Below are 17,668 nucleotides of genomic sequence, written 5' to 3' on the forward strand. Positions count from 1 at the left end.
TATTTCAAATATTGATAATATTATTCAAACTCATTCCATGAACGGCCATCGCGTGCGATCATCGCAACAGATGCAATCGGCCCCCAAGTCCCTGCTTGATATGGCTTAGGCGCTTCATTGTCCATTGCCCATGCATCTATAATAGAATCAACAAATTTCCATGCTTCTTCTACTTCATCACGGCGAACAAACAGTGCTTGAATGCCGCGCATTGCTTCAAGCAATAAACGTTCATAGGCGTCAGCAAGGTGAGTTTGGTTGAAAGTTTCGGAGAAACTTAAATCCAATTTAGTGGTTTGTAAACGGTGTTTATGATCAAGGCCTGGTGCCTTATTCATAATTTCAATATCAATCCCTTCGTCTGGCTGCAAACGGATAGTTAATTTATTCTGAGGTAGATCTTGATAACTTTCCGAGAAAATATTTAACGCGGGCTTTTTAAAATAAACCACAACTTCTGAACATTTAGCCGGTAGGCGTTTCCCTGTACGTAAATAGAAAGGCACGCCCGCCCAACGCCAGTCATCAATATCAACACGCAAAGCAACGAATGACTCAGTCATACTTTGCTTATTCGCCCCCTCTTCCTCTAGATATCCAGGGACTTTTTTGCCCTGAACAAAACCAGAGGTATATTGCCCACGTACAGCCTTTTCACGCACATTTGTATGGTCGATACGACGTAAAGAACGTAAGACTTTCACTTTTTCATCACGAATACGGTCAGTGGTTAAATCTGCCGGTGGTGACATGGCAATCATCGTTAAGATTTGCAATAAGTGGTTTTGTACCATATCACGCATTTGGCCTGCTTGGTCGAAATATCCCCAACGACCTTCGATTCCTACTTCTTCTGCAACCGTGATTTGGACATGATCAATAGTGCGGTTGTCCCAGTTATTGATAAATAACGAGTTTGCAAAACGCAATGCGAGTAAGTTTAAAACGGTTTCTTTACCAAGATAGTGGTCAATACGATAGACTTGGCTTTCATCAAAATACTTAGCCACTTCATTATTAATTTCTTGTGACGACGCTAAATCCGTTCCCAGTGGTTTTTCCATGACAACGCGATTTGGCTTTTTATTTAATTTAGCATGACCCAACCCTTGACACATAGCACCAAAAGTACTCGGTGGCATAGCAAAGTAATGGATAGCGGGTTGTGCATCTTGTTTTAACATTTCAGCTAAACGCACAAAACTTTCAGTCTGGTTAACGTCTAAGTTACAAAAATCCAAGCGAGCGCTTAGTTTTTCCCACAATGCTGAATCGAGATCTTCTTTTAAGAACTTATCTAACGCTTCTTTGACAAAGTGGACATAATCATCTTGACTCCATTCAGCACGACCAACACCTATAATGCGCGTGTCTGGATGAATGTAACCTGCTTTTTCTAACTGATAAAGCGATGGCAGCAGCTTACGACGAGCGAGGTCTCCCTTGGTGCCAAAAATAATTAAGTCACAAGCTTGAGCAGCATTATGTACCGCCATATTGGTTCTCCTCAATTTGCGGAATGTAAGACCTAACTAGGATAGGCCTTATTGTAATTTTGTTAAAATTAGCCCTAATTCCGCTAATGTACCCTGTTGCTAGTGCCCAGTAAATGTTCATGATACCGATCACAGTTTTTATGATGAAAAAAACAACATATTGTCTGTTTAATCTTATGTTACACACTGAATAATTTTTAGTGTATTAAAAAGATGCGATTTAACTGAATGGAGACAGCTTTCGTAAAAAAATAACAAAATAAGTAGGATGTTTACTAATCTGAAAATTAGATACGGGTCAAAGTTTCACAAAAAGCTGCTAGTTATCACCTGCATTCAGATAGCTTACATATCTTACATAGTATATTTTCACTCTCTATTACAGCATCACGACAAGAAATTAAAAATCAACAATAGGATAACGTGATGACTCACAAATTTCTCCTTTCGATGAAATAGGCGCTTTTGCTATATGAATATTTTAGAACAAATGAAGACAAGTCTCGATTTTTTAAGTAAATCAGAAAAAAAGGTGGCTGAGGTTATTCTAGGTATGCCACAAAATGCCATTCATCTCAGTATCGCCACACTCGCGCAATTAGCTGATGTTAGCGAGCCAACAGTAAACCGATTTTGTCGAAAAATGGATACGAAAGGATTCCCTGATTTTAAATTACGATTAGCACAAAACTTAGCCAACGGCACCCCCTATATTAACCGCCATATAGAAGAAACCGATACAGTAAATACCTATACTCATAAGATTTTTGAATCTGCTATGGCTGGATTAGATAATGTAAAACACACATTAGATATCAGTGCAATTAATCGTGCTGTTGATTTATTAACTCAAGCTCGGAAAATCAGTTTTTTTGGCTTTGGCGCCTCTGCAGCTGTCGCGCACGACGCAATGAATAAGTTTTTCCGCTTTAATATTCCTGTCATATACTTCGATGATATTGTCATGCAACGTATGAGCTGTATCAATAGTAATGAAGGAGATGTTATTGTGCTCATTTCCCATACAGGAAGAACCAAAGCATTAGTTGATATGGCACGTTTAGCACGGGAAAACGATGCCACCGTCATAGCAATTACCTCAGAAAACTCTCCGCTATCCCAAGCCGCTACCCTACCTATCATTATTGATGTGCCTGAAGATACAGATATCTACATGCCGATGGTATCAAGAATGGCTCAGCTCGCAGTCATTGACGTATTAACAACGGGTTTTACGTTAAGAAGAGGTGAAAAATTTAGAGATAACTTGAAGCGCGTCAAAGAAGCATTACGTGATTCGCGGTTTGATAGCATCTAAAGGCAATAAATTGGCTGTATAAATGCTTTTCTTTGCTTTTCAGGCTTTAATAGTTTTACAGACCTGATAGCATTAAGAAATTGGCTGTATATAATAGCTGTGCTCGTGTCAGCATCCCTATTTGCAGTAAACAGGTTTCGAAATGGAGTGAAATGGTTTCACTCTTTTATCAACACCATTACAGGTCAACGGAGTAATACATGTCTAGACGGCTTAGAAGAACTAAAATTGTTACAACTCTTGGTCCAGCTACAGATCGCGATAATAACCTTGAAAAAATTATCAACGCTGGCGCCAACGTTGTTCGCCTTAACTTCTCCCACGGAACTCCAGAAGACCATCTATTACGTGCGAACAAAGTACGTGAGATTGCCGCTCGTTTAGGACGTCACGTTGCGATCCTCGGTGATTTGCAAGGTCCTAAAATTCGTGTTTCCACTTTTAAAGATGGTAAAGTTTTCCTAAATATTGGCGATAAATTCATTCTTGATGCCAATTTAGGTAAAGGTGAAGGCTGCCAAGAGAAAGTAGGTATCGACTATAAAGGCTTACCTGCCGATGTCGTTCCAGGTGATATTTTGCTTCTTGATGATGGTCGAGTACAATTGAAAGTCCTTGAAGTCAAAGGGTTACAGGTATTTACAGAAGTTACTGTTGGTGGCCAACTATCTAACAATAAAGGTATTAATAAACTCGGTGGCGGTCTTTCAGCTGAAGCATTAACAGAAAAAGACAAAGAAGATATAAAAACTGCTGCAAAAATTAATGTTGATTACTTAGCTGTTTCATTCCCTCGCTCAGGTGAAGATTTAGATTATGCACGCCGATTAGCTCGTGATGCGGGCTGTGAATGCCAAATTGTTGCTAAAGTAGAACGTGCAGAAGCCGTTGCCAATGATGAAGTGATGGATGAAGTTATTCTCGCTTCTGATGTCGTTATGGTTGCTCGTGGTGACCTCGGAGTGGAAATTGGCGACCCTGAATTAGTCGCTGTCCAGAAAAAATTGATCCGCCGCTCTCGCCAATTAAACCGTGTTGTTATAACCGCAACACAAATGATGGAATCGATGATCACTAACCCTATGCCAACGCGAGCCGAAGTCATGGACGTTGCGAATGCGGTGTTGGATGGTACTGATGCCGTTATGCTTTCTGCTGAAACTGCTGCAGGCCAGTACCCAGCAGAAACGGTAGCCGCGATGGCGCAGGTTTGTTTTGGCGCAGAAAAAATGCCGGGCCTAAATGTGTCTAAACACCGTTTAGATGCGGAGTTTAATAGCCCTGAAGAAGCAATTGCAATGTCAACAATGTATGCTGCTAACCATCTTAAAGGGGTTAAAGCTATCATAGCAATGACTGAGTCTGGCCGTACTGCTCGTATGATGTCTCGGATCAGCTCTGGTTTACCTATTTTTGCCATGTCTCGTCATGAAAAAACCCTTAATCAATGTTCTCTCTATCGTGGTGTTACACCTGTTTTCTGTAGCACCCATACAGATGGTATTGCGGCTGCCAATGAAGCTGTCACGCGTTTACGTGATAACGGCTATTTAATGAGTGGTGACGTGGTTCTTGTCACCCAAGGTGACTTAATGGGCACTGTAGGTAGCACGAATACTTGTCGTATTCTAGAAGTTGAATAATCTTTTAGCCCTCGCCTATGGGTGGGGGCTTTCCTTTATATTGAAACGCTATCTAACTTAAAAAAGAATTAACACAAGAAAGTATAGCTCTGCATCACTTGCGTAAAATAATAAAGAGAAAATAGCATTTAATGATATTGTAGGTTAAATTGTAGCGTACCATTCGCTTTCCCAGCTGTCGTTGCAGATTGAGTTTGGATATACGCGGCTTCCAACGGAATGTTGTATTGCCCTATGTCATTTTTATTGGCGAGCGGTATTAATTGATTAAGCTTAATGGGTATACCGTTGTGCTTTACTTGGATGGCATAACCTTTCGCTGTATTTTCATCGGCTAAATTATTAAGTGCGATTGCCCCTGGTGTTTGACTTGAATCTTGAGTTCCAATAAACGTAATTTTTATCGGAGATATAGGGTCACAATCTAATTCAATTTGAAAATTTTGCTTGCTCTCAGAACTCGTTGAACCAACACCTGTAAAGGACAATTTACTAACGTTACCGAATGGTACGTCTATTGATTTATTTTTGACTTCACAACCACTCGAAATAACATTGATTGGCCCCATATTTACTTTGGGTTCGAACCTCCCATATAAATCTGTAGTAATGAAACCATTGTGGAATAAAATCAACATCGCAGCATTAGATATTGGTAAAGTTTGGCTTTTAACATTATTACCAACTTTATAAAAATCTGCCCTTAATTTTACAGTATACGTTGCTGAAGATGCATTAGAGCCACATATAAATCTATTATTATTATTTCCATCTTTCGTATTTACCCCATCAACATATGCAAAACCAGAGCAAGGGCTCATTACTGTACCATGCAAAGTATAACCAACGCCTGAACTATTAATTTCTCTAACATAACCTATACTCGGAATATACCTTGAATTTCCTGGTTCGATTGGTATATAAATTCCAACTTCTGTATTACCCGTCACATTCCACCACGTCCATGGAGAGTGGGTTCCTAAATCAATAGAACCAATAAAAGTACCTACTGGTAAAGTTCGTGATACATAAAGTGTTTTATTCGGATTAACTAATTGGCTGGTAAATTCAGCCCTAAATTCAGCAGCCCCGAATTGTGAATATAAAAGGAACGAAATACCTATTTTTAGACCTAAATTTTTCATGATAACTCCTATTCACAAACTCGTTCTATAAACTGAATTTTTTCATTCTCTAATGATAATAAAAGTGGAACTGTACATTGTTGATTATTACCGTTGCCCCATTTCACTATTATCTTGCTTTGCTCTGGAACGCCACTTAAATAAACTTCCCCATCATTTGCAACAATACCGCCTGTAACTTGTTCCTCACTTTCCATAACAGAAACTTGTGTACCAAATGCAATTGCTTTTCCCGCATACTTGAGTTTTAATAAAACTCTAGCACCCCGTTTTGCTTGGAAATTAGCTAATACAATCGCACCTTGAGTAGGAACGACTGTCGTTGTATTAATCGCAACATCATTATTGCCACTTAATGTTGCAGTATCGACACTAATTTTATTTCGTTCATAACGAGTCACTGTGGGAATTACTGCATAACCTGACGAATTAGTGTAAAGTGATTGCGCGTTATTTACTTTTAAATTGTCTATATCTTCTGCTTTAACGAGCACTGCAGAATCATAGATAGTACGAGAGGTCGTTAACCCGCCAGAATGCAATAATAGTGCTCCCGTTGCACTGAAATCGATAGCATGATATTTAGGGTCATAGTTATAACCCAAACTGTATTCTCCTGATGAAACTATATAGTTTGCACTAACGGAACTGCTAAATTCATTACGGCTATGGTTATGTCTTTGCGTAAGGTTATACTGCAAATTATTATCTACTAATTGCATACCATTAAAACTTAATGAGCTAATCGAATCTCCATTTTTGCTGGTACTATAGCTATAGTTAGCCCAATTATTTTTTCGACCCAAATCAAAAGGAATACTCAAATTGAATGACAGCATTTGGTCATTTGTTTTTGAATAGTCTTGTTTAATATAAGAATAAGCAACGCTGTAATTCAATGAATTATAATTAGAGCTAAAACTCATTGTTAAACTTTTATCAGAACCACTTTTGTCCCAATAATATTGCTGGTAACCATTCACCGATAAATAACCGATTTCGTCAAGTGACTGAGAGACTGATGCTTGAAACTGTTGTTTTTTTCGCCCCATATTATAAAGATAATTATTCAAATCAGAAAAATCATAATAGTTTTTTGTTGAGTAACGATATGACGCCAAAGAAAAAGAAGTGCCTGTATTTGGAATGTATTTCGAATATTGAATTCGATACGCTTGCCCTTTCGCACTCTTTTTATCAATCAATTGTACCGATGCTTCTGTAATATCTGTTGATATCGCGCCAATATTGCCTAAATTTACTCCAGCACCTATTGTGTAGGCTTGATAGTCTTGAGAAACTAAGAAACCTCCATAAACGGATAAGTTATATGGCAAGCCGTAAATTGCTGATGCTTGCGCAAAATTAGGTTTACGTCGTGCACCATCAACATTATATTTACCAATATCTACGCTATATTTTAATGTGCCGGCTCTTTGCATCATTGGCACTGCAGAGAAAGGCTGAACAAAAGACCTTACCGTGCCATTAGCTTCTTCAATTGTGACCTCAAGATCACCACTATATGACGTTGGATACAAATCATTAATCGCAAACCTACCCGGCGGCACGGTGGTTTGATAAATCACGTTGCCATTTTGGCTGATAGTAACAATCGCGTTTGATTGTACAAGACCAGTCACTGTAGGTGCAAAACCCCTTTCACTTTGAGGTAACATACTTTCATCAGATACTAGCTTCACTCCAAGATAAGGGGTGCTCTCTATTACGCCATTATCAGAGGATATTTCACCAATCGTTAAGCGGCTTTTTAAGCTACGAATATCACGTTCTACATAAGTTTGTAGATTATTCCAATTCGTTTCATATGTCGTTTTACTGTAGGTACTATGATTACGGAAACGCCAAGCGCCCATATTAATACCACTTCTTAAACCTAAGAACGAATTATCGCTATTATTCTTATTTTGGTACCAATGTTTATTAAACCGAACTGTGTAGTTAACAAATGTAGCGGTGATTCCATCGTCCCATTCCTTTGGTTCAATATAGCCTCTACTCGTATTTTCTAATCCAATTTGTGGGATACTAATTTGTAATTGTTGGGTTTCAAATCTGTATTGATAATTAGCACCAGGAATAATTTTACTAATGTCATTCAAATATTCGTCCTCTCCACTTGCTGAAAACTTTTCACTTGCTGAGTTTTTCACACCCCAGTTTAGCAGCATTTTTTTTGTTATTTCAGGAGATAATTTTTTAGCTTTATCATCAAATAAAAACCTTATATTCTTGTTATCAACCAATTTATCATTTATATAGATATCAACAAAATAATCTCCTGGCAATTGCCCTCCCGCAGATGATAGGTAGCCTAAACTATTTATATCTGCGACTTGGTTTTCCATTCCGGAATTAATTGCATTAATATCAAAAATATCTTTAGCAATTGTATTATTGATATAAAATATTAAGCTAATCGCAGTAAAAACATTAGAATACATAAGCGTATTTTTTTTACAAAAAACTGGCATCTTAGAGACTCTTATTTGGTTTTTTCTCTATAATAGCGCCATAGTCATTGATAAATTGAACAACTATTGAGTCACCATTATTTATTTTTTTCTTAATGATATAGTCATTTTTGAATGGATATATTAAACTAGCACCGTCAATAACCCTGCCATTTTCAAGGATATTTTTGATTGATAAGTGATATGGAGTTTGGTTATCAATCATAATCCCATCTGGTTTCTCAACTAAAAAAATTTTTTTAAAGTCGAATGGCTCTATATCTTTCGACCTTAAAAATAATTTAAACTGTGAATTTATGATTATCTGTAGTTCATTCTCAATACTATTATTTTTTGGTGGTATTGATTTGATATTAAGCAAATAAATTTGTTCAGTATTTGAACCGATAGACTCACCTATATAAGAAATTCTAGCTGAACCATTTGTATCTGGCTCAATACGAAATAATGGTGGTATGGCAATAAATGGTGCTTTCCCCTCTCCGCCAAATGGTGATACCCAGCTTTGAATTAAAAAAGGTTTTTCTTTATCACTATTGAAAATAGGAATATCAATTTCACGTTTATTTTCTTCATAGACAAAACGTGTTCCACCTACACTAATCCCTTAGGCTTGAGAGGTGCTAGTTATAGAAAAAAAACATATACAGATTGAAAAAAATATTTTTTTCATAAAACAACCATTATATTGAAATAAGAAGGAGAGTAACCATTGTCACTCTCCAATTAGTTAATGATATTGAATACTGTATACTGCACTGCTATTAGCAGGCCCTGCAGTTACTACACCAGTCGCTTTATAACGAGCAACATAGTCTAAGTCTACTGTTGTACCATCGAATTCAATTTGTTTTGAATCTTCAAACAACTTAATTTGCGTTATTGCATCTTTTTCAAATAAAGCAACACCGACATTATTTGCAACGCCTACAGCTTGGTTAATTGCAAGAATATCGTTGTCTGCGGTATCACGTGTGCCACCGAAGCGCACAGTTACTTTGGAGTTTGTTGGACAATCAACAAGTTTAATAGTAAAGTTTTTTAAACCCGCCACTTCTCCTTGTACGGCTAAACTTTTAGCTGATACCTTTCCAAGGTCAACATTTAAATTTTTTGAGTTGCTATCAACTGTACAAGCTATATCAGTTATTTCCCCAGTAAAGTTAATTGTACCTGAAGCAAAAACAGTTGGCGTAGATGTTACAGCTAAAGTAACCCCTATTATAGTTAGGGATTTTTTTTAAAATACTCATAATAGTTCCTATAATATAGATTTTTAATTATTAATTACTACATAAACAAATAAATCACTCATATTTGTAGTTCAGAAGAAATATATCATCTACCTTTAGTTAAGTTAACCAATGGATACATTGAATTTTTTAAAATTGCATCTAAAATATTAATGCTTTTTTTTATCATTTATGAACTGGCTATTTTATTTAGATTTTTTATTAGCAATCAGATAGTTTTTTAAAATTTCATTTGCCATTGAGATTTTATTAATATACATATAAAAATTATAGAACGACTTTTTATTTACTATTTCAAGCTCTTTTAATGAATTATTATTTAATTCTTTCTGGATTAAATTTTTCGGCAACCATAAATAACCAACCGAATTTTCGGCTAATTTAATTGCTAATTCCACATTAGAAATATGGATAGTTTGGATGCTTTTGATCCCATTCATACCTGTAAGCTTCAAAGAAATTGAGGCTGTTTTTTCCATTATTTTCAGTATATTGTCAACTGAACAATGTTGCAGCTTATGATTTGGGTTGGTTACAAGCACCGCTTCAACCTGTTCAAGAAATATGGGATTTAACGACTCAATGTAATGATGAGTAATTAGTAAATCATAATTTTTAATTGTAAAAACATCTGATTTTCTTAGTGAAATCTTCTTAAGATCAATATCATAATCCTTTCTAGAGCAGCTTAGCTCTCCAATTTTTTTAAGTATTTCATCACTTTGATATAGCGAATCTATAACTATATTAATTTTATTATTTCCCTCATAATTTAATGATTTGGCAACCTCTTCTAATGAAATCGCTTTACTTGTTACTTCTCTTGATAACGCTAATAACTGTTCCCCTTGTTTAGTTAATACTGCACGACGTTTTTCTAAAGAAAATATTTCAATTTCTAACGTTTGCTCTAATTTACTGATAGTATAACTAATTGATGATTGTGTTCTATGCAAGATTTCAGCTGCTTGAGCAAAACCACCGTAGTCAACCACCGCTTGTAGGGTTATCCATTGGTCTAACGTAGTTCGGGTTTTAACCATAGAGTCTCCAAATTATTAACCTGGGAGATATATTTTATTTATCGTTAATAAATACTTTTACATACCATTCCTTATTTACTCATATATTTAAAAATTTTTAAGTTATTTATTTTGATATATCGATAATCATTTTTAATAGGGGATATTTTTTATGTAAAGCTATCAGTTCTCTTATACTCTCGAAAAGATCAATACAAGTAACTAAAAACAGCCTAATAATAAAACCAAGAAATATAAAAATAAATTAAATAACTATACACCATTAATAATGGTACCCAGCTTTTCAAAATTATGAGGATTAAGTGTATATTTCTATGATGAGCACACTTTTAGACAAAAAAATAAATATCCTCCGGCATAGCCGGAGGTTTTTAATATGCGCCTATAAGGCTTTGTTACCAGCCGCGCCCTAACAGGCGCATAACGGCCCTGACATTTGCATCTATGGATTACTTACGGCCCGTAAACGGGCTGCCCGGATAGGGGATCGACAATTGCTCTCCCAATTTATCCTGTTCTAACTGATGTTTTATACATTCTTGTATTCGTTTCGTATTCTTTCCTACCGTATCAACATAGTACCCTCTGCACCAAAACTCTCTATTTCGATATTTAAACTTTAAATCCCCAAATTGCTCATAAAGCATTAGGCTACTTTTTCCTTTTAAATACCCCATAAAGCTCGAAACACTCATCTTGGGTGGGATTTCTAGAAGCATGTGTATGTGGTCAACACAACATTCTGCCTCCACTATCCTGACATTTTTCCACTCACACAATTTCCTTAAAATACTACCTATCGCCCTACGTTTTTCACCGTAGAAAACTTGCCTTCTATACTTTGGGGCAAAAACAATGTGATATTTACAATTCCATCGTGTATGCGCTAAGCTCTTTTCGTCCCCCATTGGGACCCCCCTTTTGATTTTTTGTTTGACTCTTGCAGTTGCCAGACCGCAAGGTGTTTTAACAAATCAAAAGGGGTTTTAATATCTTATTCAAAGCTGAAAGCTTTACGGAACCCCCAGCCTAGCTGGGGGTTTTCTATGCACAAAAAAGCCATTACTCAAAAGGTAATGGCTTAAAAATTATTCTGTACATCTGGACACTAACGGTAAAGATCTTTTCGCTGATAAGGTTCTATTTCTCCCTCTTTTCGCGTTTTTAATAGCTTTAGTATCCATGTGTATTGTTCTAAGTTCGGGGAAACCAGATATTCCAGCTCCTCATTCATTCTTCGTGCAATATACTTATCGTCCTTACCATCGATATCATCCATTGGTTCACGGATAAAAATATGCAATTGATGCGTTTTATGGTCATAAACGGGAAATAGTGGCACAACTTTCGCTTTACAAACTTTCATTAACCTACCGATTGCAGGTAATGTTGCCTTATATGTACCAAAAAAATCAACAAATTCGCTATGCTCCTCACCATGATCTTGGTCTGGAAGATAAAACCCCCAATATCCTTGTCTAACAGAAGCAATAAAAGGCTTAATACCCGCTTCTCTTGAATGCAAGCGCCCCCCGAAATGGTATCTCGCTTTATTCCATAAATAATCTGCAACTGGGTTCTTTTGGTGATGAAACATTGCAGCCATTTTCTGGCCTTTTGCTGCTAATAACATCGCTGGTGCATCAACGGCCCAGCCATGAGGAACCATAAAAATAACATTGCTTTGCTGCTGTTTTAAGCGCTCTATAATTTCTTGATTATGCCAATGCGTTCTAGCTAGCGTTTTACTTGCACCACGAAGACATAGCTCTGCCAACATAACAAAAGACTGTGGTGCGGTTTCAAACATACGATCAACTAATTCTTCTCGTTGTTGTTCTGTCAATTTAGGAAAACAATAAAGTAAGTTAATTTTGGCACGACGACGGCCACTTTTAGCCAATCGCCCAACCCATTTTCCTATTTTAGCGAGTAAAGGGTCACGGATTTTAACCGGAATGAAAGCCAATCCTGCCAAAATACCCGCTCCTAACCATACCCCCCAATATTTAGGTAATAGATAAGAACGGTGAAAAGTTGGCATATAGCCTTTTTTACTATCAGTGTCTTGATCTCTATTCATGCTGTACTCAAGTGAATATTAGCTATCTCTCTATAGCTTATAATAATAGTTTGCGGGAGCATTACAAAGAAAACTGGCAGATACAAGTACCTGCCAGCGATAAAATAGAAACTTACGTTACTGTAGTTTAAGTTGTGGTTTCGTTTCTTTTACTAGCGCTAAATATTCTTTACGTTCTTTTCCTGTTAAGCCACCAGAACTTGGTAATTTCGCAGTAAGTGGATTTACTGCTTGTTGATTCACCCACATTTCAAAATGTAGATGAGGCCCGGTCGAACGCCCAGTATTACCTGATAGCGCAATTCTATCACCACGCTTAACTTTTTGCCCAGGCTTAACTAACAATTGGCGTAAGTGCATGTAACGAGTGGTGTATTGACGCCCATGACGGATAGCAATAAAGTTGCCTGCAGCGCCGCTGTATTTTGAAACAATCACTTCACCATCACCAACAGCAAGTACTGGCGTGCCAACAGGCATTGCGAAATCCACACCTTTATGCGGTGCTACACGCCCAGTAACTGGGTTAACTCGCCGAGGATTGAATTGTGAAGACACTCTAAACTGTTTAGCGGTTGGAAAACGTAAGAAACCGCGTTCTAAGCCATTCCCTTCGCTATCATAATAGCGCCCATCTTCAGCACGAAAAGCATAATAGCTTTTTCCATTAGTTTGCAGACGAACACCAATGAGTTGGCTCTGCTCACTGCGCCCGTTAAGCATTTCTCTGCTCATTAACACACTGAATTTATCGCCTTTTTTCAATTTTTTGAAATCAACCTGCCATTGTAAAGCTTTAATCACCTCACGGCCTTCATTACGTGTTAAGCCCGCTTTGCTTGTACTTTGTGCAAACGAACCGTCAACCGTACCTTTTAAAACACTGTTAGTCCATTCACCTTCGCGAATTTGCTTAGTTTCTTCAAATTTATTTGTCGTTCCTACGCGGGTAAAAATACGGGTCTCACGGCGAGAAACATCCCAAGTCAATGATTCTAACTCACCCTGTTCTGTTAAAGACCAATTTAAGGATTGGCCTATTTTAAGGTTTCTCAATGACTTATGTTGGTTAGATAGCGTTGCAACATCCCCAGCTTCAATACCGAATTGAGTTAAAATAGTCGTTAAGTTATCACCACTTGCAACAACATATTCATGGGGGAGAGGCGCAGCTTCTCCCCCTGTCTCTATTGCTTCAGCTTCGGTATCAGCAAGGCCTTCATCAGGTAGCTGTTCACTACTGTCTTGAATTATATCGTCGGTAGCATCACTTGCAGGTAATAATGAGAGCGGTATGATGGTATCCGGTGTGCCATCATTTTCAGTTGTCGTTGGTACATGAACTGGCCGCCAAATTGCGACGGCCATAGTCGCTACAGTGAGCGTACTTAATACAATCTTATGTGTTCTAGACAGGCTACCATATACCTGAACCAGACTCTTGGCCATTTGCTGCACTTAAACAATTCCTTCTATTTTTAATCCAGGCAGCTGGCGTATTGCTCTGATAATTGAGTCAAAAACTTCATGTAGCTATCCGGCCCTATAGCCAGCCCAATCCCTAATGGGTCGAGAGTTCCCATTTTCACCCCCGTATTACGTGCTACACTTTCAATCACAGCAGGCCTGAATTGTGGCTCAGCAAAAACACATTGCGCTTTATGCTCAACCAATTGTGTTCGTATTTGATGTAATTTTTGCGCGCCTGGCTGTATTTCTGGGTTTATCGTAAAATGCCCTAAAGGAGCGAGTTGATAGTGTTTTTCAAAGTAGCCATAAGCATCGTGAAAAACGAAATAACCCTTGTTTCTAGCTGGCTGCAAAATCTTAGCAATTTTCTGATCATTTTGCGCCATATTTTCTTTGAATTTACGAAGGTTTACGTCTAGCTTATCTTTTTGGTCAGGATAAAGCTCTACTAAGCGTCCATAAATGTCTTGCGCAGCAAAATTTGCGATCTCTGGTGATAACCAAACGTGCATATTATACTCACCATGATGATGATGTTCGTGATCCCTGTCATGGTTAGCTTCATCTCCATGTTCATGGTCGTGTTCATCTTCATGTGACTCCGCCATAAGTAGTGGCTTAATGTTTTTCTGCTCAGCCAATGCTAGGCGTTTATTCTGTGGTAATGTATTGATTGGCTTCTGTAAAAACATTTCCATATCAGGTCCAACCCATACGAATAGATCAGCCTGTTTAATTTTTTTCAAATCAGAGGGTTTAAGTGCATAATCATGAGGTGAAGCACCATCTGGTAATAAAACTTGTGTCTCAGTGACACCGTCTGCAATCCCTGCGGCAATAAAGGCCAGAGGGCGAATTGACGTTACAACATCAGCATTAGCAGTTGATACCATAGTTGCACTTAATATGGAGGTCGCCACCGCCCCGAAAAGAAATTTGCAGGCAATGTTTTTCGATTTATGTATCATAGCAGTCTTTTTCCGTGATTTTGATTTTGAAATGTTATAATATAACACAAAATGAATTCTGCAAGATGTTTTTCATATGCAACCATTACTGACTTTAAATAAAATTTCTGTTTCATTTGGTGAAAAACAGGTCCTTAACGATGTTACCTTTGAACTGAATAAAGGTGATATCGTAACCCTTTTAGGCCCAAATGGCGCTGGAAAATCAACTATTGTACGTGTTGTACTCGGGTTACTTGCCCCTACATCAGGTACCATTACGCGTCCCTCTTCTCTTGCTATTGGCTATGTTCCACAAAAACTTCATCTGGATACCACGCTACCTCTTACTGTTAAACGTTTTATGTTATTAAAGCTCGGTGCTCGTAAAGAGCATTTGTTACCTGCACTCGAAAGAGTCAAAGCAACGCATTTACTCGAGCAACCGATGCAAAAATTATCAGGCGGTGAAACTCAACGTGTTTTACTGGCTCGCGCCCTACTCAATAAACCTGACCTGTTAGTGCTCGATGAACCCGCTCAAGGTGTTGATATTACAGGCCAAGTTGCACTATATGATTTAATTAATCAATTAAGAACTGAGCTTAATTGTGCTGTATTAATGGTTTCCCATGACTTACATCTCGTGATGGCAAAAACAGATAAAGTACTTTGCATTAACGGCCATATTTGCTGTTCTGGCGCGCCAGACGTTGTTTCAAACCACCCTGAGTTTGTGGCAATGTTTGGTTATCGGGGTGCTCAACAACTCGGTGTATACCGTCATCAACATAATCATCAACATGATTTAGAAGGCAATATTATTGTTGGTCACCAACACAGCAAGGACTGCAAACATGATTGAGTTACTATTACCCGGCTGGGTAGCAGGCATGCTACTTGCCATTGCGGCAGGTCCTTTAGGCTCTTTTGTTGTGTGGCGCCGAATGTCCTATTTTGGCGATACACTAGCTCATGCTTCATTGCTAGGCGTCGCATTTGGGCTTCTATTAAATATCAACCCATTCTATGCTGTTATTGCTGTCACTTTGTTATTGGCCTTAATTTTAGTTTGGCTAGAAAAGCGGCCACAACTTGCTGTTGATACTCTACTGGGTATTATGGCGCACAGTTCACTGTCTTTAGGTTTAGTCGTTGTTAGCTTGATGGCTAATGTCCGTGTTGACCTAATGGCTTACTTATTTGGTGACTTACTCTCAGTAAGCTATGAAGATATTATAACGATTTTTATTGGTGTTATTGTCGTTTGCGGGTTGCTTTTTTATCGTTGGCGGGCACTTTTGTCGATAACAGTTAGCCCTGAACTTGCTTTTGTTGATGGGATTAATATTCAAAGACTGCGTTTATTACTAATGTTAGTTACCGCACTAACAATTGGTATCGCTATGAAATTTGTTGGGGCGTTAATTATTACGTCTTTATTGATTATACCTGCAGCAACGGCTCGGCGTTTTGCTCGAACACCTGAGCAAATGGCTTTCATCGCTGTCTTAATTGGTATGATTGCTGTAACCGGGGGGCTAACTTTCTCTGCTTTCTACGATACTCCTGCTGGGCCGTCAGTTGTGTTGGTGTCGGCTATACTATTTGTACTTAGCTTAGTAATAAAAGCGAAAAATTAATTTAAGCTTTAAGCTACATAATTTCAGTCATTACATACTATTTTTAATGTAAATGACCCCAACATTGAAAACAATGTTGGGGCCATATTTATTCATTTAATATAATTAAATTTCTTTAGGCGTTAAGCCAAAGTGGTTATACGCATGAACCGTCGCCATTCGACCTCTAGGGGTACGCTGAATAAAACCTTGCTGGATAAGATAAGGCTCTAAAACATCCTCTATGGTTTCACGCTCCTCCCCAATGGCTGCTGCGAGGTTATCAACACCAACAGGACCACCCATAAATTTATCAATGATAGCAACTAGAAGCTTTCTATCTAAATAATCAAAACCTGCAGCATCGACATTTAACATGTCCAAAGCTTGGTTAGCAATTAGCCCATCAATCGAACCATCACCTTTCACCTGAGCAAAATCCCGCACACGACGTAACAAACGGTTAGTGATACGTGGAGTTCCCCTTGAACGCATCGCAACTTGTAGCGCACCTTCTTCGGTGATATCTAACCCCATATATTGGGCACTACGTTTGACAATATGTTGTAAATCATCAACTTGATAAAATTCTAGCCGTTGCACAATACCAAAGCGATCACGTAATGGTGATGTGAGCGACCCTGCCCGAGTCGTTGCACCAATTAATGTGAAAGGCGGGAGATCAATTTTAATCGAGCGCGCTGCAGGCCCTTCACCTATCATGATATCGAGTTGGTAATCTTCCATTGCGGGATAAAGTATTTCCTCAACAACTGGGGATAATCGATGGATTTCATCAATAAATAGGACATCATGGGGCTCTAAATTAGTTAGCATGGCAGCTAAATCGCCTGCTTTTTCTAATACGGGCCCTGAAGTTGTACGCAGATTAACACCGAGTTCATTTGCAACAATCCCTGCTAGAGTTGTTTTTCCTAACCCTGGAGGGCCAAAGATGAGCAGGTGGTCAAGCGCATCGCCTCGCATTTTCGCTGCTTGAATAAATATTTCCATTTGGTCTTTAACCTGAGGCTGACCAATATACTCATTCAATAGCTTTGGCCTGATCGCACGGTCAATAGCTTCTTCATCTGACTGTAATACTTCAGCAGTTATTAGGCGATCAGCTTCAATCATATTAAAATTCTCTCAA

15 protein-coding genes and 1 pseudogene are annotated in these 17,668 nt (G+C 38.1%); 4 read left to right on the forward strand and 12 right to left on the reverse strand.

The window, feature by feature from the left end; translation table 11 throughout:
* Positions 1-20: 20 nt before the first annotated feature.
* Positions 21-1,496, reverse strand: coding sequence for a glucose-6-phosphate dehydrogenase (gene zwf / locus P3L44_RS10860; protein WP_004254987.1), 1,476 nt, complete (start codon positions 1,494-1,496; stop codon positions 21-23).
* 472 nt (positions 1,497-1,968) lie between these two features.
* Between zwf and P3L44_RS10865 the strand changes: the two genes are divergently transcribed.
* Entirely contained in the window at positions 1,969-2,814 is an 846-nt protein-coding gene (locus P3L44_RS10865; RefSeq protein WP_140172428.1) for a MurR/RpiR family transcriptional regulator, read from the forward strand.
* Positions 2,815-3,014: 200 nt separating this feature from the next.
* Positions 3,015-4,457 carry a pyruvate kinase gene (pyk, locus tag P3L44_RS10870; protein WP_094962974.1) on the forward strand — a complete coding sequence of 481 codons (1,443 nt, stop codon included), beginning with the start codon at positions 3,015-3,017 and terminating at the stop codon, positions 4,455-4,457.
* A 128-nt stretch (positions 4,458-4,585) separates the two neighbouring features.
* Here the strand turns inward: pyk and P3L44_RS10875 are convergent, their stop codons facing one another.
* The 10 genes and pseudogenes from P3L44_RS10875 to znuA form a co-directional block, all read right to left on the reverse strand.
* On the reverse strand, positions 4,586-5,602 hold the full coding sequence (locus tag P3L44_RS10875) for a fimbrial protein (RefSeq protein WP_272662302.1): 1,017 nt from the start codon (positions 5,600-5,602) through the stop codon (positions 4,586-4,588).
* 8 nt (positions 5,603-5,610) lie between these two features.
* The gene (locus P3L44_RS10880) at positions 5,611-8,097 is read right to left on the reverse strand and encodes a fimbria/pilus outer membrane usher protein (RefSeq protein WP_272662300.1); all 2,487 of its coding nucleotides are present in this window, start codon (positions 8,095-8,097) and stop codon (positions 5,611-5,613) included.
* 1 nt (position 8,098) lies between these two features.
* The gene (locus P3L44_RS10885; protein ID WP_272662298.1) at positions 8,099-8,302 is read right to left on the reverse strand and encodes a hypothetical protein; all 204 of its coding nucleotides are present in this window, start codon (positions 8,300-8,302) and stop codon (positions 8,099-8,101) included.
* Between the two features lie 69 nt (positions 8,303-8,371).
* Positions 8,372-8,701 (reverse strand): annotated as a pseudogene (locus tag P3L44_RS10890) (molecular chaperone); the annotation flags it as partial.
* Positions 8,702-8,827: 126 nt separating this feature from the next.
* Complete coding sequence (locus P3L44_RS10895) at positions 8,828-9,322, reverse strand: fimbrial protein (RefSeq protein ID WP_316928282.1); 495 nt, start codon at positions 9,320-9,322, stop codon at positions 8,828-8,830.
* Between the two features lie 213 nt (positions 9,323-9,535).
* A complete protein-coding gene (locus P3L44_RS10900) occupies positions 9,536-10,393 on the reverse strand; it encodes a LysR family transcriptional regulator (RefSeq protein ID WP_272662297.1) in 858 nt (285 codons plus the stop codon).
* A gap of 449 nt (positions 10,394-10,842) precedes the next feature.
* Complete coding sequence (tnpA, locus tag P3L44_RS10905) at positions 10,843-11,301, reverse strand: IS200/IS605 family transposase (protein ID WP_272574914.1); 459 nt, start codon at positions 11,299-11,301, stop codon at positions 10,843-10,845.
* A 200-nt stretch (positions 11,302-11,501) separates the two neighbouring features.
* The gene (gene lpxM / locus P3L44_RS10910; protein WP_140172423.1) at positions 11,502-12,476 is read right to left on the reverse strand and encodes a lauroyl-Kdo(2)-lipid IV(A) myristoyltransferase; all 975 of its coding nucleotides are present in this window, start codon (positions 12,474-12,476) and stop codon (positions 11,502-11,504) included.
* A 117-nt stretch (positions 12,477-12,593) separates the two neighbouring features.
* Positions 12,594-13,934 carry a murein DD-endopeptidase MepM gene (gene mepM, locus P3L44_RS10915; protein WP_140172422.1) on the reverse strand — a complete coding sequence of 447 codons (1,341 nt, stop codon included), beginning with the start codon at positions 13,932-13,934 and terminating at the stop codon, positions 12,594-12,596.
* 20 nt (positions 13,935-13,954) lie between these two features.
* Positions 13,955-14,914, reverse strand: coding sequence for a zinc ABC transporter substrate-binding protein ZnuA (gene znuA / locus P3L44_RS10920; protein ID WP_140172421.1), 960 nt, complete (start codon positions 14,912-14,914; stop codon positions 13,955-13,957).
* A 76-nt stretch (positions 14,915-14,990) separates the two neighbouring features.
* Here znuA and znuC point away from each other — a divergent pair, with 76 nt between their 5' ends.
* The gene (znuC, locus tag P3L44_RS10925; RefSeq protein WP_004255015.1) at positions 14,991-15,758 is read left to right on the forward strand and encodes a zinc ABC transporter ATP-binding protein ZnuC; all 768 of its coding nucleotides are present in this window, start codon (positions 14,991-14,993) and stop codon (positions 15,756-15,758) included.
* Positions 15,751-16,536, forward strand: coding sequence for a zinc ABC transporter permease subunit ZnuB (gene znuB, locus P3L44_RS10930; RefSeq protein ID WP_140172420.1), 786 nt, complete (start codon positions 15,751-15,753; stop codon positions 16,534-16,536). Before znuC ends, znuB begins: the two co-directional genes overlap by 8 nt.
* Before the next feature lie 105 nt (positions 16,537-16,641).
* Here the strand turns inward: znuB and ruvB are convergent, their stop codons facing one another.
* Positions 16,642-17,652 carry a Holliday junction branch migration DNA helicase RuvB gene (gene ruvB, locus P3L44_RS10935; RefSeq protein ID WP_004255021.1) on the reverse strand — a complete coding sequence of 337 codons (1,011 nt, stop codon included), beginning with the start codon at positions 17,650-17,652 and terminating at the stop codon, positions 16,642-16,644.
* Positions 17,653-17,668: the final 16 nt, after the last annotated feature.

The sequence above is a fragment of the Providencia sp. PROV175 genome (assembly GCF_032707045.1).
GTDB lineage: Bacteria > Pseudomonadota > Gammaproteobacteria > Enterobacterales > Enterobacteriaceae > Providencia > Providencia hangzhouensis.

What these genes read in the sequence shown, in the direction of transcription:
- zwf (WP_004254987.1), bottom strand. Translation starts at nt 1,496, where the DNA reads ATGGCGGTACATAATGCTGCTCAAGCTTGTGACTTAATTATTTTTGGC.
- P3L44_RS10865 (WP_140172428.1), top strand. Translation starts at nt 1,969, where the DNA reads ATGAATATTTTAGAACAAATGAAGACAAGTCTCGATTTTTTAAGTAAA.
- pyk (WP_094962974.1), top strand. Translation starts at nt 3,015, where the DNA reads ATGTCTAGACGGCTTAGAAGAACTAAAATTGTTACAACTCTTGGTCCA.
- P3L44_RS10875 (WP_272662302.1), bottom strand. Translation starts at nt 5,602, where the DNA reads ATGAAAAATTTAGGTCTAAAAATAGGTATTTCGTTCCTTTTATATTCA.
- P3L44_RS10880 (WP_272662300.1), bottom strand. Translation starts at nt 8,097, where the DNA reads ATGCCAGTTTTTTGTAAAAAAAATACGCTTATGTATTCTAATGTTTTT.
- P3L44_RS10885 (WP_272662298.1), bottom strand. Translation starts at nt 8,302, where the DNA reads ATGATTGATAACCAAACTCCATATCACTTATCAATCAAAAATATCCTT.
- P3L44_RS10900 (WP_272662297.1), bottom strand. Translation starts at nt 10,393, where the DNA reads ATGGTTAAAACCCGAACTACGTTAGACCAATGGATAACCCTACAAGCG.
- tnpA (WP_272574914.1), bottom strand. Translation starts at nt 11,301, where the DNA reads ATGGGGGACGAAAAGAGCTTAGCGCATACACGATGGAATTGTAAATAT.
- lpxM (WP_140172423.1), bottom strand. Translation starts at nt 12,476, where the DNA reads ATGAATAGAGATCAAGACACTGATAGTAAAAAAGGCTATATGCCAACT.
- znuA (WP_140172421.1), bottom strand. Translation starts at nt 14,914, where the DNA reads ATGATACATAAATCGAAAAACATTGCCTGCAAATTTCTTTTCGGGGCG.
- znuC (WP_004255015.1), top strand. Translation starts at nt 14,991, where the DNA reads ATGCAACCATTACTGACTTTAAATAAAATTTCTGTTTCATTTGGTGAA.
- znuB (WP_140172420.1), top strand. Translation starts at nt 15,751, where the DNA reads ATGATTGAGTTACTATTACCCGGCTGGGTAGCAGGCATGCTACTTGCC.
- ruvB (WP_004255021.1), bottom strand. Translation starts at nt 17,652, where the DNA reads ATGATTGAAGCTGATCGCCTAATAACTGCTGAAGTATTACAGTCAGAT.